This window comes from Desulfosalsimonas propionicica, from assembly GCF_013761005.1.
GTDB lineage: Bacteria > Desulfobacterota > Desulfobacteria > Desulfobacterales > Desulfosalsimonadaceae > Desulfosalsimonas > Desulfosalsimonas propionicica.
Genome location: NZ_JACDUS010000008.1, coordinates 1 through 24,630 on the forward strand (window position 1 = coordinate 1; position 24,630 = coordinate 24,630).

A 24,630-nucleotide genomic window follows, 5' to 3' on the forward strand; every position below is an offset into this window, starting at 1 on the left:
GTTGTCCGCTACGAATACCATGCAGAGAATTTCCTTGCTATGGTTCAACTTGCATGCGCTTTAATTTTGTTTCGGTTTTTTTGAGATGGCTTCTAGTGTTCATCTGAGCCATTCACTATCATACCAAAGAGAAAGGCCCTTGCCGTATTATCCAGAAACCAGATAATATGCCTGAAGAAAGGCGTTTTCAATATAACACCATGTATTTAAAAGATTATATCCTATTTTTGCTCGATATTATCTGGACGAAAAATCAATGTTGTGATGTTATCTGGAAACCAGATAAACTTTAGTTCGCTTCACAAAGAAAGATCATCGCTATGGATGATGATTATAAGCTCTTGATCGACCTACACAAGCAAGGCTATCGGCAGGGACCGGGCAGGGATGCCGAGACGGAACAGGCGCTCAATCTGGCCATGATCGACCGGGCTGCACCGCTTAAGGTTGCGGATATCGGGTGCGGCACGGGGGCGTCCGCCCTCCTGCTTGCTCGGCTCTTGAATGCCCAAATCACGGCGGTGGACCTCCTTCAGGACTTCCTGGACGTGCTGAATGAAAGAGCCGAAAGCGCGGGGGTTGCAGACAGGATCTCGACGCTTGCATGCTCCATGGATAACCTACCATTCGCCAACGAGGAATTGGACATCATCTGGTCCGAGGGTGCCATCTACAACATCGGATTTGAAAAGGGTGTAGCTGAGTGGCGACGCTTCCTGAAAGCGGGTGGTCTGTTGGTTGCTACCGAGATCACATGGCTCACGGACTCTCGACCAGCGGAACTCCAGAAACACTGGGATAGCGAGTATTCCGAAATCGATGTAGCTTCGGCCAAGATCAGGATTCTCGAAAAGCACGGCTATTCGCCCGTCGGGTACTTCGCGTTGCCGGAACAATGTTGGCTGGGCCAGTATTACCGACCCATGCAGGCGAGATTCGAAGACTTCCTGAAACGGAATGGACACAGTGAAGAAGCACGCGCAATCGTGGCCGCGGAGCAACAGGAAATTGACCTCTACGAGATCTACAAGGCTCATATCAGCTATGGAGTATATATCGCGAAAAGGACGGAGTAAAAGGCGAGCGAGGCCATGCAGCCGACGCTCGTACCTCGTGCGGCTGATGGCTGGCGTTGGGCGTAAAAGGGCAACATATTGAAGAAGACGATCCTATATCGGCTATTCGGGTTTGGTTCTGTTCCCAAAAAACTGCGCCCAGTGCTTGAGCAAGAAGGAGTTGTTGTTTTGGATGAAGGAATTGGAGGCTGGTTCGTAACAAAGCATGTTAACGGGCCGGATAAGCGATATCGTCACCGCACAGAGGGATTTTCTGGTTTCCTTGCGGTAACAAAGGTGCGAGTGATCTGCTACACATACGGGAAGCGTCAGATCAATATCTCTGTTGAAGACCCCAAGATAGCGAACCTGTCTGTTGATATCCCTGAAGAACAAAAGTTGTGCCTTTCGTTTGAGTCATCAAACTTTCGAGAAGGGTGGGAGGGTGTGATTGATTTCCGATTCCACACAGACAAAGCGCTTCTATTTCGTGATGCCTTAATAGAAATCGGCGCCCAACGAACGAAGATAGATGGTGTGAGCAAAGCGAATCATGATCTTATTCGGTAGTTGAACAAACCCGGTCAGGTTATATGAAAATATCTTTTTTCAGAAATTTACATTACAGGATGGGCATAGCCGTATGGTGCAATTTGCCAAAACGGAAAATTTTAAAAAAATAGCCAAGGATATTTGACAACCGCATTTTTCGGATGAATATTAGTATGATGATAAAGCCGAACCAATTGTGAAATTGGGACGGAAACTCACGGGTCTTTTCTGTAACGGTTTTTCCCTGATTGGACTCAAAGATACCCGGACTGCCATATATTATTGGCGGTTCGGCTTTTTTGTCTGTATTAGATTTTGAAACCCTGCGATGGCGGCCGGTTATGTACGGAAAGATGTCCGATGGGTGCGATTAAACCGGCACAGGACACAGTACTAATCCACTGTGAACGATTCCTGACAAGGTGATTCCGGGATACTTCCTTTCTTATTCCACAACCCAGACAGTGCAGTTTCGTGCATGCTGAACGATCTTGCTGGAAATACTGCCGAAGAGGAACTCCTCGCTTTGGGAAATGCCCTGCCTCCCTACTACGAGCGTGCTGTAGGCGGTCTCATCCCGCTCGGAGAGGATACACTCAGCCATGGAAGGACAGTAGCGCCGGGTAGAACGCATTCTCACAGCCTCCGGGGCAAACCCTTGTTCAATCAGGTGCTGCCGGGACGAATCAAGGAGGGCATCGATTTTCTTCTGGTGCTGGAGGAGCCATTTTTCCTTTTCTGCGGATGAAGGGAAGTAATCTTCTTCGGGCTCGGGGACCACATGAAGAATGGTCGCCGTGAAACCCGGCAGTCCGCCGAGGAAGTAGCCGACATACGACACCGCCCGACGGGAATTTTCAGACTCATCAATGGCTATGAGGATATTTTTGTTATAAAGTTTTCCCTCTGGATTCATGCCTGCCTCCTTTTTCGATGGATTGTCCGGACGGTCGAAACCGGTCTCACGAATCCCATCGGACTTGTTCGAGATCGCACAGAATCTGTCTGGCATGATCGTAGAAACGGTTGGACCCCCTGGAAAAATGCAGCAGGATCCGGTTCAAGGATTCCGGGATGTAGGGATAGAGTTTCCGGAGATTGACCACGCGGTTGCGAAATACGATATTCAGATCGCTTTCGTCGATGATATCAAGCCACGGATGGGCATTCCCCCGCAGATCCGGAATCAGCACATCTCCTTTCCCCGCGAGGTAAACCAGTACATTGCCGAGGCCGAACAGATCGTAGCCATAGATATTTTCCCTGTGCCGGTAATTGAAGTCAAAATCGATCCAGCGGTATGTGGCTGTCTGGCGATCGATGAGAATATGATCTCTCCTGATGTCCCCGTGCCGTTCTCCGTGTTCGTGAAGAAACCGGATCGCTTCCACACACTCGATGAAGCGATTGAAAATGTCCGGAAACTGCTGATAGAAATAGGTTTCATGATCCATCGCAATGCTACCGATGTGATGGGCCAGTGTCTTTCCGGAAATAAAATCAAGTATACGGATGATATTGTCTTTTTCGTCTTTGATGGCATGTCCATGCATGAAATTTTTGTGCCCTGCAACCAGTTCAAGTATCCGGGCTTCTTTTTTCGGACTACGAAAGCACTCAAATTCAATATCCCCGATATGGGACATGAAGCGCTCGTAAAATACCAATTTGATAATCTTCCGATGACCGTTTGAAAGGTCGACGGCGCTTTTAACCCAGAACTTAACCTCATCCTCCAAACCGAATCGTCCCTCTTTGGCATTGTGCCGGATCAGATACGGCCGCTGGCCGAGAATCACCACATCGTTATAATCCACATTGTAGAAATCGCTGGTATCGGTATGGATATGCAGCCGGTGCGCCGGCACCGGGTAACTCGGCAACCATCTCTGTACCATGCGGCGAATGGCCTCCTGGGAGGTAAGGTCGTTCATTGTAATCAGGATTCTTCCGTTCAAATGTTGCGCGCGCCCCAAGCCGTTTTTCTCAAGGAACGGCACCTATATCACATACTGTAAATAAACAACTCAACTGTCAGGGATAAAATTTAGTGTCCGAACGAACGCCAGGATTTTTGTACAGAACCAAGCCGGACAAAATTTTAACCTTATGAACACTGAATGTGTTTTGAGAATTAAAATTTGAGCTGAACACAGATATTGACGAAAAAGCCGGCTTTCGTTCAGGCACTATTTCTTTTCTGGCAAACTGAAAATCTCTACTTTTTCTCCTCCATCTTTAACGGCTCCCTTTTCTTGCACTCTTCACATAATACCCCGTATTCAGGAGTGGTGTGACTGATAATGACTTCTTTTTCCTCTGGATAATCAGGACATTCTTTACACCAATGCCACCTGTCGCTGTCTTGTCTTCTGCGAAATTCTGTCATGGCGTCCTCCTTTCATTGGGATTTTCAAAGCGTTGTCGCCTGGCCTGTCAAAGAATCTCTTTGGCTGTCCTTTTTTTTGCTTTCGTTGAACGCTGATCCGCCTATCGGATTTTTCCGGGCGCATCTCTTATAGTTATAAGCATAAGCTTAAAATAAAATGATACAAATAAAATTTCCGCCGTTAATCGGCAGTCGCCGCATTTTAACGGCATACGCCACCACAGGTCGTTGTTCAGCCAGGGGATAGGTGCTCTTGAGCATCAGTTTTCCGGGAGGTATGGGTGCAGCTTAGCTCACAACGAATACGGACGCTTTTTTTGCCCCGCCCAGAACCTTTTGGGATACGCTTCCAAGCAAAAATGCCGAAGAGGCTGAAATTCCCCTTTTGCCCATCACCACGACGTCAAATCCGGAATCGGCGGTTTTTATGATATCGCGGGCAACGCCCTTTTCAAGTGTATGAACTTCGGTCTCGATCCGGTTGAGATCAAAACCTGCATCCAGCAATTCCCGCCGCCCTTCTTTTAATGCGGCCTCCAGGAGTGCTTTTTTCTGATTTTCCAGCGCGCAGAAAGCTGATCGCTCCCGCTGGAAGGTGGGAGTCAGTCCGGGACTGTTGTATTCGCATAGGCGGCTGTAATCCGGTGCAACACTGAAAAGCAGCACCCGGGCCGTTTTGTCAAATATTTCGGCAGCCAAAGACAGCGCCCGCCTCGCACCATCAGAATCATCCATGGCGATCAAAATATTGTTGTCCATGTTGTTTTCTCCTTGTTTCAATCAGTTGAAAGATCATGTCCGGTTCAGGATACCACTATCACCGATGCAGCATGAACGCCTTGCAAAACCTTATGGGAGACACTGCCGAACAGAAATACAGATGTGGCGGATATGCCGCGTTTGCCGATGACGATCGCATCAAACCCGGTGTCGGCCTTGTTGATGATCTCCTGGGCCACATTCTTTTTGACGGGCTGGATTTCCTGATACACACGGTCTTCGGCAAATCCGGCGGCCAGCAGTTCCAGGCGGCTTTCGTTCAGCGCTTTTTCCAGCAGGCCTTTTTTTTCATTTTCCAGGGCGCACAGGGCGTCCTGCTGTCGCTGCAGAGGAGGTGTCAGGCTTTGGCTGTCAAAGGAACAGATACTTTTGTGATCCGGCAATACACTAAACAGGGTGATCTCATCGTTTTTGTCAAACATTTTGGCGGCGAACGTTACCGATCTCCGCGCATTGGCGGACTCATCCATGGCAATCAAAATTTTTTTGCTCATGATTTTTCTCCTTTGCCGGTTTCGGGAAAGTGTTATGAAGCGTCTTTAATTATGAACATAAGCTCAAAACTTTGGCCTGTCCATTCGAATCGCTGATAAAAAGCATTCAGTATTGCCCCTTGTTTGTTTTCGTGGAAAGAAATTCCAGGCGGAAAAGTCGCGTTGGGAGCTTTTATGAGGGTATTTGCAGGGGCAGGGAAACTAGTACCAGTTCAGGTGCATCCCGGTGGTGCCTTTTGGAGAACCCAAGTGCATTGCAAATTTTCAGCATACCACGATTTTCAGCAAGAACCTCCCCGTAAAGTTCGCCGATTCCCTGCTGCCTGGCGTAATCAATAATACGGCGCATCATCAGGGTCCCCAACCCCCTCCCGGTCCAATCCCCATGAATGAGCACAGCATATTCTGCACGCTCGTTGTCCGGATCCGCTGCCAGTCGAACCGTGCCGTACAGGGGAGATGCACTCGGCAAGGCCGGGTCGCAGAGCACCAGGGCCATTTCCCGGTCATAATCGATCTGGGTCAGGCGTGCTGCAAACTCATGGGGCAATGTTTTCATGGCATGCAGAAATCGCAGGCGAATTGCTTCGCGGGAAAGACTCGAGAAAAGCGCGAGCAGTGCAGGCTCGTCTTCCGGGCGGATTGGACGAAGAAAAAACTTTTGGCCGTCGGCCAGCGTTATTTCTTCCTCAAGTTCCCGGGGATAGGGCCGGATGGCAAGGCGCTGCTGGGCAGGTATAGATGATGAAATTGCCCTGATGCGGGCATCTAGAGCGATAACCCCGTTTTCATCGACAAGAAGAGGATTGATGTCCAATTCCTGGATTTCAGCGATATCACAGATCAGCTGCGACACCTTGACCAACGTCATGGCGATGCTCTGCATATTTGCGGCCGGCTTTCCGCGGTAGCCTTTGAGAAGTCGGTAAACGCGTGTGCGGCTCATGGCTTCACGGGCAAGCTGCATATTGAGCGGTGGTATAGCAATCTCCATATCCCGAATGATTTCCACTGCGGTGCCTCCCTGGCCGAACAAAATCACCGGCCCGAACTGGATATCGTTGACAACCCCGATAATCAGTTCGTTTGCATTGGGGCGGTTGACCATGGGCTGTACCGAAAACCCGTATATTTTCGCATCCGGTCGTTTCCTGCTGATTTTTTCCATCATGTTCCGTGCGGCCTCTGCAACGCCTCTGCCCGGAACCAAATGCAGGGCAACGCCGCCTATATCGGATTTGTGGGGTATATCGGGCGAAAGGATCTTTAGGGCCAGAAAACCGCTCAGTCCATCGCTTATTGCTGCAGCCTCCTCCGGACTTGTAGCTTCAAATGTTTTCACTACGGGGATTTTATAAGCGGCCAGAACGGCCTTGGCTTCAATCTCGGTAAGCCATTGCCCGCCCATGGACAGCGCCTGCCGAATGATCCGACGGGCCGTTTCGGTATCCGGCTCAAAGGCCTCCGGGATATTTGGCGGGGTTTCCATCAGCAGGTTCTGGCCACGGCGGTATCGAACCATCTGCATGAAACCCCGCACGGCTTCTCCGGGCGTTTCATAACTTGGAATCTTGTTTTTAGAAAAAATTTTGCGGGCCTCCCCGGCGGAATCAATCCCCAGCCAACTGGTAAAGATGCCTGGGGGGCTGGAGCGAACAGGGCTTTTGGCCAACGTATCCACCACTGCCAAAGCAACCTCTGTGCCCGATACCATCGCAGTGGGGCAGTTTATAATAAGAATCGCATCGATATTTTTGTCTTCCAAAAGTATGCGAAGTGCATCCGCGTAGCGTCCCGACGGGGCATCACCGATGATATCCACGGGATTGCCATGGGACCATGTAGGCGGCAGGACTCTGCTCAGACGCTTTGTTGTTTCTTGCGAAAGTTCGGCGAGACGCCCCTTTTTGTCCATTAATACATCCGTGGCCAGCACGCCCATCCCTCCCCCGTTGGTCAGAATGACAAGCCCGTCACCATGAAAGGGACGGGACATGGCAAGGGTTTCCACCGCATCGAACAGCGCCAGCATATCCGTCACTCGCAGCACGCCGGCCCTTCGAAAGGCGGCATCGTATACCGGGTCTGTTCCAGCCAATGCGCCGGTGTGAGAGGCTGCGGCATGGGCGCTTTCCCGGTGGCGCCCGGATTTGACCACGATTACAGGCTTCATCCGGGCTGCCGCCCGGGCCGCAGACATGAACTTTCGCGCATGGGTTATATTTTCAATATACAGAAGGATCGCCCCGGCACGAAAGTCACCGGCCAGGTAATCGAGCACATCTCCGAAATCAACGTCCGACATGTTTCCCATGGATATGAAATGGGAAAATCCGATTGCCTTCGATGTGGCCCAGTCCAATATGGATGTCTGTACCGCACCGGACTGGCCTGCGAAAGCGATTTTCCCGCTTAGGGGATGGATATGGCCGAAGCTGGCATTCAGGCCATCGCCGGGCACCATGATCCCCAGGCAATTGGGGCCGACGATGCGAAGCAGTCTCGGGCGGGCGGCATCAAGCATCCGGGCGCAGATACGACTACCGTTTTCGTTTCCTCTTTCCCGGAATCCGGCAGATATGACCACGGCTGCCCGGGTTCCCCGTTTGCCCAATTTTTCAATCAACCGGGGAACCGTATCCGGAGGGGTGGCGATAACGGCAAGATCCGCGGCTTTTGGCATGCTGTCCACGTCCGGATACACGCAGCGCCCTTCGATTTCTTTGTATTTGGGGTTTACAAAGAAAATATCGCCTGTAAATCCACTTTCCACCAGATTGTGGGCAATGAGCGTTCCGATGGAGCCCGGTTTCTGACTGGCGCCTATCAAGGCGACTGAACCCGGATGAAACAGAGAGTCGAGATTCCGAATGGTCACTTGATTACCCTCCGATCACTTTCACATCCATTCCCGGTGAAACAACCAATGGGCTATGCATATACCGCGATGCAGGATCTGCAAACGCACTGGCTTACAGTGAAAAAGGCTTCTGTACTGACAATAATCCCGTTGCAGGATAAAACCAGTCAAAAGCTGATTGCAGATATCGAATGCGGCACGGAGGCTTCCTCCCTCTTGCTTGCTCGGCTTTTGAGTTCTTCCAAATCAGGGCTGTTGATTTCATTCAGGAATTTCTGGACGTGCTCAAAAAGAGAGATGAAAGAATAGGGGTGGCCGACCGGATCTCGACGCTTGCGTACACCATGGACAACTGCTTTTTGCTGACGAGGAATTGGATGTCATTTGGTCCGAGGGCGCAATCGTAGCGGCGGAGCAACGGGAAGTCGAACTTTTTGAAACATACAAGGATCCACTCTTGTCCAAAAACGGAATTTTGTAGAATGTAAAATTTGACCTAATTTTTGAAGGCTTGAAAAAAAATCCTCCTTGTGGGCAATGTTGAATTGTCAAGAAACAACAAACCCCAAAAAAACCAAGGAGGATGTCCAATGATAAAACATGCGAGCATGTTTAGTCAACTGATTGCTATGATCGACCGTAAAAATTTCCATGAGCTTGTATACCGCCATAAGTCTGAACGGTTCGCTAAAAAATTCAATTCATGGGAACATTTCGTATCCATGCTTTTCTGTCAACTCGCACAGGCTAAAATCCTCAGAGAGATCTGTGGCGGCATTGCCTGCTGCATGGGCAAAATGAAACATCCGGGAATGAAAGCTGCGCCGAACAAATCAACTCTGTCTTATGCCGACTCCCATAGGTCGTGGGAGTTATTCCGGGATTTGTTTTACCAGACCCTTGATACATGCAGAGCGGCAGCGCCCGGGAAGCATAAATTCCGGTTTAAAAACAAGCTGCTTTCCCTCGACAGCAGCACAATATCATTGTGTCTGTCCATGTTCCCCTGGGCAAAATTCAGGCAAACCAAGGGCGCTGTAAAATTGCACCTCTTGTTGGACCATGACGGGTACATGCCTTCTTACGCCTACATTTCCAATGGGAAGATGGCTGATATCCATGTTGCCAGACAAATTTCATTATCACCGGGCTCGATCATTACCATGGACTGAGGATATAACGATTATAAATTGTTTGCGTTCTGGACCGAAAGCGGCATTTATTTTGTCACCCGGTTGAAGGACAACGCCGATTATGAGGTGGTTGAAAAGTTCAAAATCCCTCAAAACAGGAATGTTTTATCAGATCAACGGATCCGTTTCACTGGTTACAAATCCCGTAAAGAATGCCCCCACCTGATGCGAAAAGTTGTGGTCTGGGATGTTATCAATAACCGGGAAATCGTATTATTGACCAATCATCGCGATTTCGGGGCCACTACCATCTCTTCGATATACAAGGACAGATGGCAGATTGAACTTTTTTTCAAGGCGCTCAAGCAGAACCTGAAAGTGAAAATCTTTGTGGGCACTTCCGAAAACGCCCTTTATATCCAGATTTGGACAGCACTGATTGCCATTCTCATGGTAAAGTTTCTGCAGTTCAAATCCAAATTTGGCTGGTCGCTGTCGAACCTCGTTACTTTGTTGCGCCTGAACCTTTTTACATACAGGAATTTATGGGAATGGATCGACAGCCCATATGAAGTTTTACCCTTGGAACCAAAACCTGTCCAATATTCGCTGCCACTACGAGGTCCTGGACAGCATCTGTACTAAAAAATGAAACCTTGGACCGGAAAAACTGATTTTTCCGCTTGAAACAGTTGATTTTATGGAGCTAGTACGTGAATTTTTAAATTGTTTTGGACAGCAGTGTTTAAAGACCATAAATGGCTGTGAATCTCTCAAAATTTACAAAACAACGCTAATCAGTAATGCCGAATGGCTAAAGCATGGCGCAGCAGCAACATAACCGTTCGCTTGGGGGACCGGGAAAAGCCATTGGTTTTTCACAAAGCATTGATTTATGAGGGTTTATAGATTTCAAAAACCGGACAGGTTTGCTACAACATTGCACATTGCCTCGACATTGGGATTCCAGGACTATGTTTGGGGGTCCGCAGCGGCGTGAGTGCCCGCATAACTGAAGTTTCATGGCTGCCGCATATGACTCGCCATTAATTCGGGCAGACTCAGGAAACACCTAAGCGCCATTTATTTTCAATACCTGAGTCTGCCCTTTTTACTGTGTCGAATTCTTATGCTTCATCAGATTTTATAGACATAGCATAAAAGCTATCAAGTCTTTCTTTTCTTGCTGAGTGAGATCCAGCCCCAAGGCCAGATTAAAAAATTCAACAGTATCCGCGAGGGTTAAAAGCCTGCCATCGTGATGATATGGCGGAGAATCCTTAATGCCCCGGAGGGTGAATGACTTTATTGGGCCGTCTGGGATGCTGTAATGATCATTGATCATCTCAGGGGTGTAAAATTTTTCCAGGTGTAAATCCTGCATTTCATGATTTGTATAAGCAGGCGCTGGATGGCATTCCGCACAGCGTCCCTTGCCAAAGAAAATTTCTTCTCCGCGAAGTTCCTTCTCGGTTGCTTTATCCTCGATAAGACGTCCAGCAGGGTCAAGTTTAGGTGCCGGCGGGAAATCGAACATATTCTGCATTTGAGCCATCATTGCAACCTGGCTGGCGCGATCAGGCAGATTGACACCTTTTTTGGCCGCAGTAACATGATCGCCATCAAAGTAAGCGGTTCGCTGTTCAAACTCGGTAAAGTCTTCCACCGACCGGAGAGACCGCTTTGACCCATGAATCTGCTGATTGTACATGCCCCTGAGACTAACCGTATCCAGCCGAAAACGGGCCGCCTGCGGCCGGGTGTCAGGATTCAAGTGGAATGCCGCATTTGTATGCCCGTTCACGTGGCAATCAAGGCAAGTCACGCCCAAACTCGGTTCCTTGACCTTTCGATCCTCCGTCTGGTTAAACTGCTGCTGCGGGAAAGGGGTGAGCAGCAGCCGCATTCCTTCCATTTGAACCGGAGTGAGAATTCCTTTAAACATTTCGTAATAGTTCTTGATTGAAAGCACCTTGCCCTGGGATACATCCCCCAGGTCGGGACGAGAGGTTAAATAGATCGGCGGCGGGAACTCAGGCGTGAAGTGTGCAGGGATATCAAACTCGATATCAAACCGCTCGAGATTTCTGTTTTCAAGTTTCTGCATCTCATCAATCTGGTTTTGCGGGAATACCTGCCCCCCCGTGCTGTGCTTCGAATGTGGCAGCGGCCGGAAACCCATTGGGAAAAGATCCTTTTCCTTGATCTCTGCCGGCGTCATATCAGACAATTCTTCCCACGTGACACCTCCGTGAAGTTTGACCCGCACGCCTTGTTGAACCGGTTTGCGGCCGGCCGACATCATTGTGTCGGAAGGCATATCACTTAAATCATAGCGTTTTTCCAAAAGCTTCTGCTGGCGTTGGTCATACTTCGATTTTGCTTCGGCGTCCATTTCCATGGTCTCTTGGAAGCTCTTCTCAATAACCACCGGCATGTAGGTGCCTCCCTCCAAGGGTGTCATTTTCTCGGCCATAACAAGTCCACTAAGCCCGGTCACGACACCAGCCAAACCCAGACAAACGGCCGCCGCAAGAATTTTTTTTCGCATTTTTCTCTTCCTTTCCCGAATCAATAGATTCGGTTTTGGGTTTAAAGCCTGGTTCAATCATTAAAACCAAGCAAGTTGACGCATATAATGTTCAAAAACCCAGAAGAAGTGTTATTCTTGTCCAGCCTGTCCCTATCGGATCCATACCGGCCGAAATATCGGCACAGTATCAGCAGGAGTTCTTTTTTTACATATTTCAGACCTTCTATTTTGATTTGGCTCCCGGCATGGGCATGGCCTTTGATGATGCGGTCGATGGGTGCAAGAGGGGGGCGATCAGAGCAAGATTGAAGATCTCGATGACCTTAGCGGAGTTGTCAACATTCAAAGGTATTTCGGCCAAGGATTGCACCATCAATTATAAAAATAATAATTTTAATTCATCAACTGTCAAACGAATTTCTCGCTCCGAATCTATGTTGCCGGGATGTTTATTACGTAAATTATCATAAGAGGTTGGCGATGCTCAGCTTTTATCTTATTTACTGATGCAAAGGCTCTAATGGACAGGAAGATTTAAAATTTTCCGGAAAAGTTAAAGAAGGGGTGTTAAAGACTACTTGGCAGTGCGATATTCTATGCCTTCCTGAATTTCCACCTTGAATCCGCCATTCTTTTGTTCCGCCGAATCCAAAATATTGATTGGCCATAGCCGCAGTGCTCGGGTTACCCGGGCCTATCCATGATCAAAAGTTCGGACCGAGCGCCCACATTATATTGTGCATTGCCTGAATCTGGGGATTTCAAGACTATGTTTGATAATACCGAATGGGTTAATAACCGAAAAAGTCAGCAATATATTTGAGAGCGGTAAAGGTGATAATGCCTGTCAGCATCCACTTGATCTTTGCAGCTGGAACATATTTCTGGCACCGGGCACCCAGGTACATGCCTGCCATTCCACCCAATCCGAACAAAAGACCCAGCGCCCAGTCCGGTGCCACGGTCACGGCTGGATAAAACGGGGCAATGGTTTGGTAGAAAAGAACTCCAGCCACAGAAGTGACAAAGGTGCCCATAAGCGCCGCTCCGGCCACGGTATAGACCGGCAGGCCGAAAAAGGTTACGAAGAAAGGGGCGATGATGGAGCCGCCGCCGATGCCGTAGATGCCTCCCACAATGCCCACCACAAAGCTGAGGCTGAAAAGACCCCAAAAGGAGATATCAAAGGATTCGTCATAAAAAGTATACCCCAGTCGTTTCAGGTTAAAATAGTCCACTCTGACCGGTTTCAAGGTCATTTCCATTCGGTCAGCCTTTGATTGGTGGCGACGAATCATCTCGTGAAATCGTCTTTCGCTTTCAGCTTTGCTGCTTTGGCTATAATTCTTACCCACAAGCTCCCGTCCCATTTTTGCACCGATATACAATAGCACGCATGCAGCAAAAAGTTTGAAGTGCTGCGGATCCGGTAGCCAGGCTACGCGTACGATGGCGCCGATCAGGACTCCAGGCAGCGTGCCTATGATTACGATCCACGTCAGTGGCCAGACCATCCGGCCTTCTCTGAAGTAACGATAAACACCGCTGGGAATGGCTACAACGTTGAAAAGTTGATTTGTGGCACTCACAGAAGGGTTGGTGTAACCCAGGAATGTCATCTGGAATGGTAAAAGGAGAAATGCTCCTGAAACGCCGCCCATAGAAGTAAAAAATGAAATTATAAAGGCAACAACAAAGGGAATGGCCGGATTTACCTCTACTCCTGAGATTGGAAACTGCATGCTGGGCTCCTTTCTTAAAGACCCGTTTTTTCAAATTGTAGAAGTAAGCAATTATGGTGCCAGCTTTAAAAATTTTCTATGTGAAATGTAAACGATTGAAATAAAGGTTCAATTTGCATAATCCGGCTTGTTGTTCAACAAGAAATAGCTTAATCCTGCATGCCCAATAAATTTGCGAAACGGAAAATAAGCTGACACAAAATATATTGGTTGAGATCAAGGGATTCAAACGAGATCAAAGCACTTCCTTGCCAGCGATAGCAGCATTCTTGGGATTACAAGAATTTGCAAATTGAATCCGCCATGTTATTTTTATTGTAACTGGCCGGATAGAGGCGAAAACCCAAGCTTTAAACAAAAAAAGGTCACCATGCTGCTTTCACAAGCGATAACCAATTTCATGGAGTACCAGAAAATGAACGCGGGAAAAAAATACGGTCAAGAATTACAGTCTGTTTTTGGCCCGGCTTGATACCCATTTTAAAGGCCGGGATGTTAACTTCATCACGTCCGACCAAATCCTGAAATTTCTGACCCAGGATACCGAGGGCCAGAAACAAACCACCAAGCGTTTCAAGTACACCCTTCTTAAAACCCTTTTCAATTTTATCAAAGACAACGAGGGCCCGGCTCTGGTTAATCCCTGCGATTCACCGGTACTGAAAAAGACGTTTCGCCTGGCCAAAGGCCGCCAGTGGAGCATTCTGGAAAAGGATGCCGTTGATGAGATCATATTCCGCACTGAGAATCTCCGGAATCGGCTAATGCTGGAACTAATGGCCAGAGGTGGAATGCGAATTGGAGAAGTCCTGAAGCTCAGGATGAAGGATGTTGAGGATTGTAAACTGTTTCTGGTCAGCCCGAAAAGCGGGCGGCAAAACGGGGTTGTTTTCATTCCCAAGAAAGTTGCTGCCAGACTCAGGGATTATATCCGGTCAAAGAATATGGAGCCCGGGGAGAGGATTTTCCCGATCGGCTACACCGGCGCCAGGCAAATTGTCAAAAAGGCCGGAAGAAAGATCGGAATCGAAATCAGCCCACATGATCTCCGACGACATGCGGCAACCTATGCAAGCAGGGCCGGTGCTCCCATTGAGATTGTCAGCAAGGTTATTCTCCGACATGCAAATCTTTCGACCACGCAACGGTATCTGGGCAAGGTGAGTGACACCGAAGCCAGCCGGTGGGTGGAAAATATTTTCAGCTAAAAGTGAAAACCGGGGTGTCATATTTGAATGCCCCGGTTTTTCCAGCATGAAATCGAGATTGCTCACTGGCCTCATCTCAGCACTTGTGCCATGCAATAGCCGAATGTGCAATGCCTTTGGTGGTCTGCGGAAAAGCTGAGCTTTCTCCATATTTTAGTTGGGGCAAATGGAAAGCTTGCATCAGATCATTGGCATATTATAATAGGTTCAACGGATTGTTGGAATCAGATATAAATCACGCACACAATGCCTGGTTATAAGAAACGGGGTCGCAATGTATTGCCTGTGAGGTCCATGGAGATTCATTAATGTGGCCTCAGCAACTATTGCGGTTATAAAGCCCAGAACATAAGTGATCTCCAATAGGGCCATCAATCTGATTCCAGATAAGCACGCAGCTATAAAAGAGGTTTTTCGCGTATTGACACCCGCCGTATAGCTCGGGCGACTGCTGAGCCGGATTTTTACTTTCAGGACGATATATGGTATGAGGGGCCTATGAAAGAGCAGCAATACTATCGGAAAGTTATCGATCAACTGAAAAATTGCTTCCAGTTCAGCCACCACTTTATCGCAACTGGCGAAGCGCTCGCAGCGGAAACCCGTGATCCGATATTCCCCTCTGTTGCAGCCGGTTTGGAGCAGTTGGAAGAATTCACCGTGACGCGTAGTCTTGAGGTTCACCTACCAGTGGTGGGGGAAATGTCGCAGGCTGTGCTGATGCCCTTGGATATCGAAATTTTTCTGGGAGCCGACCAGCACCGGCTCTACACACACAAAGAAGAACAGAAACAACTGTTTCAGCAGGTGCTTCCCTTGATGGATTTTGTGCAAGACATCTTCCGCTCCAGGGGAATGCCGTATCTCTTGGATTACACGCCGTCCGGGGGGCATTTCCTGTTCCAAAACGTCCTGGGGTACCGGGCTACGGAAGAGGTGCGGGCAATCGGCTTTGTGGAAGACGATATAGTCCGGGCGTGCAATTACATCGACCCTGGGGATATCCGGCGCTGGCACGGGGTTTCTATAGATGCGGCCCGGGTCTTCAGCGGACTGGGGAGGCTTGCGGAATATATGGCCCTGCTGGCCATGAAAGCCTTCCGGGATAATGAAGAGCGGGGGTTTTTGCCTGTGACCATCTCAGACAGTGTCGAGCACTGCGTCAATTTCGATAATACCTGGAGTGAAGGACCACCCTATCTGCGTGCCATCAGGAGTCCTTTCAGTCTTCACAAGAAAAACCGGGAAAAATACGACAACCGGCACCAGCCGCCCCTAACAGATGTCATCGGAGCATGCTTTAACGGACATCAGGCAACCGAAACCGCGGATATCGATTTGATCCTTGACTGCATGTGGGACCTGGAAAAGGCGGCAGCACACGCACAGAATTTTTCCGGCTTCATCCCCTGCTCAAATGCAACCATGATTGACTTTGTCAGGGAATACAAGGCATCAGATTTGTATTTGTTCCACCAGGATTTCGATGGCCAGCAAGACGTTGCCCGGGGCCGCGCCCTGGAATCTGCGAAAAAAGAGCCCCACATTCCCGACTGGACACGTAAAATTTTGGATTCCCCCAACCCGTCGGCGCTTCAGCCGGCCAAGCTCATCGGGTTTGTCCACGATTTCCTTATTCATGCCGGGTGGCAACCCAAACACATAGCAAACATCCTTCGAGACCTGTATCAAAACCCGAATTTCAACTGGACGCAAGATTTTTTCAAGCATCCTGCAGAAGAAAAGGCGAATTTCTGGGCGCGTACCTATAGCGCGGTTGCCCTCTGGAAGACAGGCAGGCTTCACATATAGACCATGTATGCACATTATATGATTTTAGCCTCGGATTTGCTACACTGAAAGCACAGCTTGCCAGCGGATGTAGGATTCCCGGGCGTGCTGAATTTTCCACCTTGATTCTGGCATTCCGCAGGGGCTTAAAATTCGCACTCCTGCCATCCCATAGCCGGAATGTGCACTGACGCCCTCCCTATAAAGAAGTAGTTTCCACGTCAGACATTACCATTGCAACCCGGAATCGGTTCGTTTATGAATGTTATAACAATCTCCAGCAAAAAAAGGTTTGTAGAGCGCCCTGTCAGAGACCCATTCAGGCCATATCTTCCCGATCGATTTGCTGGCCAAACATCTCCTGGAGTTCGTTATGACGGATGAAAAGATAAACCATCCCCGCTCGCGATATAATTCGATCTCATTTCTTGACCCCGCACAAATTCCCGAACAAGCAGAACAAGAGGCTAACGCAATAGCCCTTCCAGACGTCGAAGCCCTGACGCGTGAAGAAATTCAACAACGGTTTTATGCATTTCAGGTGAGGCAGATTGAAGAGAGGTTACAAAACGAGCAGTTGCGGAGCCAGCTTGATCATGGCGGCGTTGATCGAATCGTATCTTTACGCTGCCGCAATATTTTTGCACCTCATTAGTAATCAAAATCGCCTTTGGGAAAAAATGTTCCGGAGTAAGATTGTTTGTCTTGGTACATGTTGTCATCTGCCCTCTTGAATAAGGCATTGGTATCCACGGAATGCTCGCTGCTGAGGGCATATCCGATAGCAATGGAAAAGGCGGGGTCGAGCTTTTGCGCTCTATCGGCCTCTATTACGGCCCTGATTCTTTGCACGCAATTTTCTATTACCTCCTCATCGGCCTCAGGGACCAGAACAGCAAATTCATCTCCTCCAATGCGGGCAATGATATCACTGGCGCGTAAAGAACGCTTCAAAATCTCGGCCGCTTTTTGAATCAACTCATCTCCTTTCTTATGGCCCAGCGTATCGTTGGTTCGTTTTAACTTGTTTATGTCGCAAACAATTATGCCCAGTGGAAGATGCCTGCCCTTTGCAAACCGCTTCATCTCCTCTTCAAAATAACCCCGATTGTATACGCCGGTCAGCGAATCGTGGAAGCTCAAATATATGAGTCTTTCCTCTGTCTGTTTCCATTTAGATAAATTTCGGATAATGCTTAAACTGCCAATTTTCTGTTGTTTTTCGCCATGCAACAGGCTGATGGAAACGGCACAGGGCATTGAAGTGCCATCTTTATGGGTGAAATGAACCTCGTAGTTCTGAACATATCCCTGCCTTCTGAGCAGATCTAACATTTCCTCCATCGCCTTGGGGTTGGTGTACAGATCAAATGCTTTTTTCTCTCTTAGCTCATCGAAACTGTACCCAAACATCCTGGCGGCATTGTTATTCCACCGGGTAAATCTGCCATGTTCGTCCACGATGACGAACGCATCCGCAGAATTGTCGAAAATTTTGTCCAGAAAATCTCTTTCACGTCTGTAGCGCTCTTTTTCCTTTACCAGATTTCGCTCTGCCTGTTTTTGCAGGGTGACATCCATTAACATCACCACCAGGGTGTATTGCTGAGCTTTCTGGTAAAAGGAAATGATTTTGACAGAAAGCAGCTTGTTGTTGAGCGTCAGGGTTTCATCGAAAAGGGGCTCCTGGTTAACCTTGGGAACTTCAGATATCCTTTGCCGAATTCTATCTTGATCGGGATTGTTAAAAAGCTCGATAAAATCAGTCGCCAGCAAGTTTTCCTGAGATTCGTCGAGAATTGAAAGCGCTGCTGGATTCGCATAGGTAATTTCTGCGTCTTGAGTCAGTTCCATCAGGCCTTCAGTCATGAAGTATAATGTCATTTCATAGTGTTTCTTGGAACTCAGCAGATCTTTGGTGATCTGGCGGGCGAACAGATTCTTACCACCTATAGCTTCGCCCCGTAGCCGGTCCGTACGTCCGGCTTCCACATGTTTGATTATATAATCAATATGCCATGCAAGGCTGTCAAAAGGGCCTTTGGCGAGGACGACATCGATCAGCCCGTTCGCTAAAGAGAAATTCGAACTTTCTTCCACTGTAACGGCTGAAAGCACGACGATAAAGGCGTGTTTTAGATCTTTTCGGCTACGGATTACCTGACACAGTGTATTTCCGTCAATATTGGGCATGACGAGATCAACAAAAATTATATCCGGTATGTAGGATTTCATTAGTTGCAAAGCAGACAAGCCATCCTCTGCAGTTACGATATTGTAACCTCTCTTTGCGAGGAGATCAGACATGAATTGGCGAACCACAGGATGATTGTCCACCACCAATATTTGTTGCATCGCTAAATCCTCCGGCATGGGGATTAAGTATTAAAAAAGAAGCATAGGCTATCCCTCTATCACAAGGGAGCCGCAAAGGGCAAATGAATAGCCGTATTCTCCACTTTGACCCGAAGGTTATTATATCTCCTTTCCTGCGTATAATGAATGCAATCAGCATCAGCGATGTTGATATACGGGTAGCCTTTGAAGGTCCAGCCACCTCGACGATATGATCGATTTTGCTGAAAAAGTCATGGCCTACACCGACGGCCTCGACCAAGCAGGTTTCGAGGCGAGCGGAATGACATATGACGCCACTTTACGCAACCTGTGGAGTTAATCGGAGACGAGCAGCAACCACCACATTCCTGACACGGCCGCCTCGGCCCGTTATCAGCTCATAGACAACATTTCCGAAAGAAAAGCTACTGCCAAGAAGATGTTGCTTGCCTGAAAAGAAGGCTTTATTGTAAACAGAAATATCAGGCAGCATTTGAAACCTTAATCTCCTTTACCCGGAAAGAAAAGCTTATGACGTTTTCAAGACAGGCCCTTGTGGAAGCAATGGAAAAATGGAATTCCGCCTGGAACGCCCATGACCTTGAGGGCGTTATGGAGCTTTTCCATGATGACATTTTTTTTGAAAACTGGACAGGCGGAAAGGTCTCGGACAAAAGCGCTCTTAGAAAAGCCTGGCAGTCCTGGTTTGAAAATCACGGGGGCTTCAGGTTCCTGTCCGAGGACCTGTTCGTGGATGAGCAGGACCAGAAAGTGCTCTATAGATGGACATTGGAATGGCCTTCGCCTGAGAAAGGCTACGAGGGGAAACCGGAGAAACGGCGCGGTGTGGATGTCATCCATTTTAAAGACGGCAAAATTATCGAGAAGCTGACCTATTGCAAGACCCGGATCGAAATCAACGGCCAGAGACACAGTCTGACTGCCTAAACAATCAAAATAGCGAATGGCCGTGGGCATTTGCCACCGGACCGAAAGTCTCTTCCCGGTAGATCAGCATATCGGAGGTAACACCACTCAGGATGGTGGGAGCGTAAAAAAATCCCTTGTCCAGCCCGTCCTCTGTGAGCCGCTGGCCGCCGGTGAGAAGCTGCCCTCCCTTGTTTACCGCATCCCGGACCTGGAGGTCCACCTTTTCAACCGCTTTTGAACTTATCAGCGGGCCGATGCTTACATCGGCGTTTAACCCGCTGCCGGCCTTCATCCTGTCCACCCGGTTTTTCAATTCGCTGAGAAAGGGCTCCAATTTATCCCGGTGCACGTAAATCCGGTTAGGGCTTATGCACGCCTGTCCGGTGTTTAAGAACTTGACCAGGGAAAGCCCCTTTGCTGCATATACCGGATCGGCATCCGGGCACACGATGAACGGGGCGTGCCCGCCAAGTTCAAGGGAGATCCGCTTCATCTGTCGGCCGCCCTGCGCGCTATCATTTTCCCCACCTCGGTGGAACCGGTGAAAGTCAGTTTCCGCACTCTTTTGTCCGTTAGGAAAACCTCGGCCACGGGTGCGGGGTCAGTGGCTGTCACCAGGTTTACCATCCCGGGCGGCAGCCCGGCCTGTTCAAAGATCCTGAAGGTTTCAACCGCGCAAAGCGGGGTTGCTTCTGCGGGTTTTAATACGAAAGGGCAGCCCGCGGCAAGAGCAGGGGCTGCTTTCCTGGTAATCATGGAAACAGGATAATTCCATGGCGTGATGGCTGCCACCACGCCCACTGGATGGTGATGGACCATGAACCTTTGATTTGCCCATTGAATGAAAAACTGGCCATCGGCTGAAAAAACCATTTGACGTGCAGCGGGTCTTTGTTCATACAGAAAATATGAAAAAGTCAAACCAGTCGTGAGATTGGAAGCCAATGTCACGGGTGCTTTGCATTCCGGCTGCTGCCAAACCGGTTCAAAGACGGCCGGACTGCCATCGTATCAAGGGCGGTTCGGTTTTTTTTATTTTAAAGGAGCACGTGATGGGAAAATGGATTTTATTGATTCTTTTTTGCCCTTTTTGTGTTTTGGCATCCAGTGCCGCGGCCATGGCGTCTTCGGACATTCCGTCCTTGTTTCATGCCGCGCGCATTGACAGGGATTTAACCTTTTGCGGTGAAAAAGCGGAGCTGAACCAAAACGATACAAGACAGCGCATGGAAAAGCAAATGCTGCTGACCCTGTGGAACCGGCCCCAGGTGGTGCTGTGGATCAAGCGGGCAAACCGGTATTTCCCTGTCATAGAGCAGAAATTGAGGGAAAATGAAATGCCTGAAGACTTAAAATATATTGCACTGGTCGAAAGTGCCCTGCGGCCCCATGCCGGTTCAGCCAAAGGCGCTGTTGGATTCTGGCAGTTTACCCGGTCAACGGGTGAGAAATACGGCTTGCAGATGGATTCGCAAAAAGATGAACGCAGAAATATCGTTCAGTCCACGGATGCGGCCATATCCTATTTAAAGGCACTTTACGGGATTTTCGACTCCTGGACCCTTGCTGCGGCCGCCTATAATATGGGTGAGCACGGGCTGCAGGCGGAAATCATGGTCCAGGAGAACAGTGATTTTTATGATCTGTATCTGCCCCTGGAAACCCAGCAGTATGTGTTCCGGATTCTTGCAGCCAAACGGATCATGACCGAGCCGGAGCAGTACGGGTTTGACTTTTTGCCGGGAGACCTTTATCCACCCCTGGCATACGAAGAAGTTTCGGTCCAATGTTCAGGCCTGACGCCCATTGCCATTGTTGCACAGGCCGCTGACACGAGTTTTAAAGTGATCAAGGATTTCAATCCCCATTTAAGAGGCCATTATCTGGACGCCGGCCGCCACCGCATCCATGTTCCCGAAGGCTCGGCCAAAGGCTTTGACAAACGGTTTCAATCATTGATGAAAACCTGGGACAAAGATCAAGAAAACCGGGTTTATGTCGTCAAGCAGGGCGATAACCTCTCTGCGATCGCCGAGCGGTTCAATGTTCCCCTCCCGGCTTTGATCATATGGAACAACCTGGATTACAGGGGAAACATCCATCCGGGCGACCGCCTGGTGATTCGTTCCCGGCAGGGGGATTTTTAAACGCAAAACAGCGCCTATTTTTTGGGCCGCTTTTTTTTGTCCCCGAGCACTTCGTTGGCAATGACGATTTTCTGGATCTGGGAGGTGCCTTCATAGATGGTCAGCACCCGGGCGTCCCGGTAAAAGCGTTCCACGGGAAATTCCCTGGTGTAACCGTAGCCGCCGTGGATCTGCAGGGCCTGGCCCGTGACCCGGTTGGCCATTTCCGAGGCGTGCAGCTTGGCCATGGAGGCCTCTTTGCTGCATTTTTCCTTTTTGTCCTTTTTGGCGGCTGCATTGAGCACCAGCAGCCGTGCGGCTTCAACATCTGTGGCCATGTCGGCGACCATCCAGCGCAAGCCCTGGTTGTCGGCAATGGGACGGCCGAACTGCACCCGCTGCTTGCTGTAATTTACCGCCTCATCCAGGGCGGCCTGGCCCAGGCCCAGGGACAGGGCGGCAATGCCGATACGGCCGTCATCCAGGCCGGACATGGCAACGATAAAGCCTTCGCCCTCTTTGCCCAGCATGCGGTCAGCCGGCACCCGGCAGTCCGAGAAAAGCAGGTCCGTGGTGTCCGAGGCGCACTGACCCATTTTGTCTTCAAGGCGGCCGGTGGAAAATCCCTGCAGATCCCGGGTGATCAGAAAGGCCGAAATTCCCTTGTGATCGGCATCCGGATCGGTTTTGGCCAGCACGATAAACAGCTCCGAGGTGGCTCCGCCGGTGATCCATCGCTTGGTGCCGTTTAACACGTAAAAATCCCCGTCTTTTTCCGCCGTGGTGCTCATTGACGCCGGATCCGATCCGGCTTCTGGCTCGGACAAGGCAAAGGAGGCGATAAATTCGCCCCTGGCCATGGGCACCAGGTATTGCTGTTTCTGTTCTTCTGAGCCAAAGCGCAGCAGGCTGCCGCAGCAGATGGAATTGTGCACGGACATGATCACGGCCGTGGATGCGCACGCATAGGCCACCTCGCTCATGGCTAGGGCATAGGATACCGTGTCCATGTCCTCGCCGCCATATTCTTCGGGTACCAGCATTCCGAGCAGACCGAGTTCCCCCATCTTTTTTAGGCTTTCTGCCGGATACTCGTGTTTCTGATCCCTTTCCGCGGCCTGGGGGGCGAGATCCTTTCTGGCAAACTCCCTGGCCATTTTCTGAATCATCAATTGTTCCCGGGTTAGTTCCATTGGCAATTTGTCTCCTGTGTTGTTCGAAAACGGTTCAGCCGGCTTTAGCGCCGGAAATTGTCTTTAGTTCTTGTTATCGTTAACTGGAAGTTTTGGATAAAACCGCTTATGAATTTTCTAAAATTGATAATATTGTTTTAAACAAAAAACAAGTATAAATTTATAAATGCCAATTCATTTAAATGAATGTCGTTCATTTTGCATTAAGATCCTGATTTTCATCCTGACTTTCGGGCCGGAAGCCGGCTTTTCCTACCCGGGGATCAGTTCGATGTGCATAGTTTTGGGAGAGATTTTCATGATATTGATGCCAAAACCGTCAAAAGACTGCATCAGCAAGTGGTTGGCCAGTTGCTGGGCCGACCGGGAGTAGTGCATTTCCAGCACAGCGTTGGCCGAAGTCATTTCCGTGGTCTGTAGATCCGAGACTCCGGGATGCTGGCGGATGGCTGCGCGCACGCGTTCCAGGTAAGGCAGAATCCGTTGCCCCCGGATGCGGATTTGAAAGGTTTGCTTGCGTTTTTCAATATTGCGCCACAGGGAAACGGTTTGTTCAGACAACTGGGAGCCAGCCGCGTCGGCCGCATCAGCAAGGGCCTTTTTGCTGCCTTTGTCCGGATCCTCGCTGACATTTAACGCCTTTTCGGTCACAGTGGCCAGTTTTTCGCCGGTTTCCGCATCAATGACATTTAACTGGACATCGGCCCTGAAGGTGCGAGCCCCCTGGCCCATCCGGTTTTCCAGGGCTTTGACCCGGGCCCGGCCCAAAACCACCAGATCCGCCCCCATGCGCTCGGCCACAAGGGCGGCCTGGTAGTCGGCCGGCTCTGCGCCCATGCCCGATGCCAGCAATTCATCATCAAGGGCGCCGCTGTCCGGGTCCGGGGAAATCACGGCAAATCCGTTCCCGGAAAAGGCCTGGCGAATCACGGGTTCGGCAACAGCCCCGGAAAAATCCGCATACCCTTGCTTCCACCAGTAGTCAAATCCGATGTCATCAATATTTTTTTCCGCCACCATGAGCAATACCGACGGCAGGTCCTTTGGGGTGAGATCAAAGCCGGCATCAGCAAGGGCTTTTTCTATTTTCTGACCGGAGACCGTGGCCTCCACCAGCACATGGTAGGCTTTGTCTGTTTGAAATTCCTTTAAAATCCGGTAATCCCGGATAAACGCGTCCCGGTGCTTGTCGAGCACCGTGGCGATGAGCTCAAAATGGCCGGTGAGATCATCTTTGGCAATCATCTTTAAAGCCGCGCTTTGCACGGTCTTGAGAAGCGCCCGGGACACCGCCGCTTTTTTGGCTGCTGTTGTGTCTTTGTAAATTCTGCTGTGGCCGAAGCAGACAATGACTTCGCGATCTTCGGCCGCATCTGCAAAAAAGGCCAGCGGGGAGGATAAAAACAGCAGAATCAACAGGCAGAGCCCGGTTTGCAACAAATGTATGAATCGGGTTTGATTTGTGGCAAAACGTTTCATGGCAATGGGTTCCCTTTTTTCTCATGCC

General features: G+C 49.5%; 21 protein-coding genes, 2 pseudogenes and 1 riboswitch. Of the genes and pseudogenes, 11 read left to right on the forward strand and 12 right to left on the reverse strand.

Going from position 1 to position 24,630, the window contains the following annotated elements:
• Nucleotides 1-320: 320 nt before the first annotated feature.
• On the forward strand, nt 321-1,076 hold the full coding sequence (locus tag HNR65_RS12610; RefSeq protein WP_181551877.1) for a class I SAM-dependent methyltransferase: 756 nt from the start codon (nt 321-323) through the stop codon (nt 1,074-1,076).
• 78 nt (nt 1,077-1,154) lie between these two features.
• Nucleotides 1,155-1,625, forward strand: coding sequence for a hypothetical protein (locus HNR65_RS12615; protein WP_181551878.1), 471 nt, complete (start codon nt 1,155-1,157; stop codon nt 1,623-1,625).
• A gap of 156 nt (nt 1,626-1,781) precedes the next feature.
• A riboswitch (cyclic di-GMP riboswitch) is annotated at nt 1,782-1,884 on the forward strand.
• Nucleotides 1,885-2,052: 168 nt separating this feature from the next.
• Here the strand turns inward: HNR65_RS12615 and HNR65_RS12620 are convergent.
• From HNR65_RS12620 to HNR65_RS12645, 6 genes are all read right to left on the reverse strand, one after another.
• On the reverse strand, nt 2,053-2,523 hold the full coding sequence (locus HNR65_RS12620) for a universal stress protein (protein WP_181551879.1): 471 nt from the start codon (nt 2,521-2,523) through the stop codon (nt 2,053-2,055).
• 46 nt (nt 2,524-2,569) lie between these two features.
• Nucleotides 2,570-3,541, reverse strand: coding sequence for a protein kinase family protein (locus HNR65_RS12625; protein ID WP_181551880.1), 972 nt, complete (start codon nt 3,539-3,541; stop codon nt 2,570-2,572).
• Between the two features lie 284 nt (nt 3,542-3,825).
• On the reverse strand, nt 3,826-3,996 hold the full coding sequence (locus HNR65_RS12630; protein ID WP_181551881.1) for a hypothetical protein: 171 nt from the start codon (nt 3,994-3,996) through the stop codon (nt 3,826-3,828).
• A 288-nt stretch (nt 3,997-4,284) separates the two neighbouring features.
• A complete protein-coding gene (locus HNR65_RS12635; protein WP_181551882.1) occupies nt 4,285-4,755 on the reverse strand; it encodes a universal stress protein in 471 nt (156 codons plus the stop codon).
• 44 nt (nt 4,756-4,799) lie between these two features.
• A complete protein-coding gene (locus HNR65_RS12640) occupies nt 4,800-5,270 on the reverse strand; it encodes a universal stress protein (RefSeq protein ID WP_181551883.1) in 471 nt (156 codons plus the stop codon).
• Nucleotides 5,271-5,442: 172 nt separating this feature from the next.
• On the reverse strand, nt 5,443-8,148 hold the full coding sequence (locus tag HNR65_RS12645; RefSeq protein WP_181551884.1) for a bifunctional acetate--CoA ligase family protein/GNAT family N-acetyltransferase: 2,706 nt from the start codon (nt 8,146-8,148) through the stop codon (nt 5,443-5,445).
• A 48-nt stretch (nt 8,149-8,196) separates the two neighbouring features.
• Between HNR65_RS12645 and HNR65_RS12650 the strand changes: the two genes are divergently transcribed.
• From HNR65_RS12650 to HNR65_RS18040, 3 genes and pseudogenes are all read left to right on the forward strand, one after another.
• Nucleotides 8,197-8,439, forward strand: a complete 243-nt coding sequence (locus HNR65_RS12650; protein WP_181551885.1) for a hypothetical protein — start codon at nt 8,197-8,199, stop codon at nt 8,437-8,439.
• A 281-nt stretch (nt 8,440-8,720) separates the two neighbouring features.
• On the forward strand, nt 8,721-9,302 hold the full coding sequence (locus tag HNR65_RS18035; protein ID WP_232364767.1) for a DUF4372 domain-containing protein: 582 nt from the start codon (nt 8,721-8,723) through the stop codon (nt 9,300-9,302).
• A gap of 12 nt (nt 9,303-9,314) precedes the next feature.
• Nucleotides 9,315-9,908 (forward strand): annotated as a pseudogene (locus HNR65_RS18040) (IS4 family transposase); the annotation flags it as partial.
• A gap of 499 nt (nt 9,909-10,407) precedes the next feature.
• Here the strand turns inward: HNR65_RS18040 and HNR65_RS12660 are convergent.
• Complete coding sequence (locus HNR65_RS12660; RefSeq protein WP_181551886.1) at nt 10,408-11,814, reverse strand: cytochrome B6; 1,407 nt, start codon at nt 11,812-11,814, stop codon at nt 10,408-10,410.
• Nucleotides 11,815-11,849: 35 nt separating this feature from the next.
• Here HNR65_RS12660 and HNR65_RS12665 point away from each other — a divergent pair, with 35 nt between their 5' ends.
• A complete protein-coding gene (locus HNR65_RS12665; protein WP_181551887.1) occupies nt 11,850-12,266 on the forward strand; it encodes a hypothetical protein in 417 nt (138 codons plus the stop codon).
• 321 nt (nt 12,267-12,587) lie between these two features.
• Here the strand turns inward: HNR65_RS12665 and HNR65_RS12670 are convergent, their stop codons facing one another.
• The gene (locus HNR65_RS12670; protein ID WP_181551888.1) at nt 12,588-13,538 is read right to left on the reverse strand and encodes a sulfite exporter TauE/SafE family protein; all 951 of its coding nucleotides are present in this window, start codon (nt 13,536-13,538) and stop codon (nt 12,588-12,590) included.
• Between the two features lie 458 nt (nt 13,539-13,996).
• Between HNR65_RS12670 and HNR65_RS12675 the strand changes: the two genes are divergently transcribed.
• From HNR65_RS12675 to HNR65_RS12685, 3 genes are all read left to right on the forward strand, one after another.
• Nucleotides 13,997-14,746, forward strand: a complete 750-nt coding sequence (locus HNR65_RS12675) for a tyrosine-type recombinase/integrase (protein WP_232364769.1) — start codon at nt 13,997-13,999, stop codon at nt 14,744-14,746.
• 498 nt (nt 14,747-15,244) lie between these two features.
• Nucleotides 15,245-16,558 carry a hypothetical protein gene (locus HNR65_RS12680; protein WP_181551889.1) on the forward strand — a complete coding sequence of 438 codons (1,314 nt, stop codon included), beginning with the start codon at nt 15,245-15,247 and terminating at the stop codon, nt 16,556-16,558.
• A 352-nt stretch (nt 16,559-16,910) separates the two neighbouring features.
• Nucleotides 16,911-17,192 carry a hypothetical protein gene (locus HNR65_RS12685; RefSeq protein WP_181551890.1) on the forward strand — a complete coding sequence of 94 codons (282 nt, stop codon included), beginning with the start codon at nt 16,911-16,913 and terminating at the stop codon, nt 17,190-17,192.
• Here the strand turns inward: HNR65_RS12685 and HNR65_RS12690 are convergent.
• A complete protein-coding gene (locus HNR65_RS12690) occupies nt 17,189-18,892 on the reverse strand; it encodes a diguanylate cyclase domain-containing protein (RefSeq protein ID WP_181551891.1) in 1,704 nt (567 codons plus the stop codon). The two genes, HNR65_RS12685 and HNR65_RS12690, sit on opposite strands and share 4 nt — an antisense overlap.
• A gap of 513 nt (nt 18,893-19,405) precedes the next feature.
• Between HNR65_RS12690 and HNR65_RS12695 the strand changes: the two genes are divergently transcribed.
• Nucleotides 19,406-19,822 carry a nuclear transport factor 2 family protein gene (locus tag HNR65_RS12695; protein ID WP_181551892.1) on the forward strand — a complete coding sequence of 139 codons (417 nt, stop codon included), beginning with the start codon at nt 19,406-19,408 and terminating at the stop codon, nt 19,820-19,822.
• A gap of 4 nt (nt 19,823-19,826) precedes the next feature.
• Here HNR65_RS12695 and HNR65_RS18270 read toward each other — a convergent pair.
• Nucleotides 19,827-20,677 (reverse strand): annotated as a pseudogene (locus HNR65_RS18270) (aldehyde dehydrogenase family protein).
• A gap of 71 nt (nt 20,678-20,748) precedes the next feature.
• Here HNR65_RS18270 and HNR65_RS12705 point away from each other — a divergent pair.
• The gene (locus HNR65_RS12705) at nt 20,749-21,951 is read left to right on the forward strand and encodes a lytic transglycosylase domain-containing protein (protein WP_220128387.1); all 1,203 of its coding nucleotides are present in this window, start codon (nt 20,749-20,751) and stop codon (nt 21,949-21,951) included.
• 14 nt (nt 21,952-21,965) lie between these two features.
• On the opposite strand, the gene HNR65_RS12710 is transcribed toward HNR65_RS12705, so the two are convergent.
• Both HNR65_RS12710 and HNR65_RS12715 read right to left on the reverse strand, forming a co-directional pair.
• Nucleotides 21,966-23,123 carry an acyl-CoA dehydrogenase family protein gene (locus HNR65_RS12710; protein ID WP_181551893.1) on the reverse strand — a complete coding sequence of 386 codons (1,158 nt, stop codon included), beginning with the start codon at nt 23,121-23,123 and terminating at the stop codon, nt 21,966-21,968.
• Nucleotides 23,124-23,375: 252 nt separating this feature from the next.
• Nucleotides 23,376-24,602, reverse strand: coding sequence for a DUF2066 domain-containing protein (locus HNR65_RS12715; RefSeq protein WP_181551894.1), 1,227 nt, complete (start codon nt 24,600-24,602; stop codon nt 23,376-23,378).
• Between the last annotated feature and the right edge of the window lie 28 nt (nt 24,603-24,630).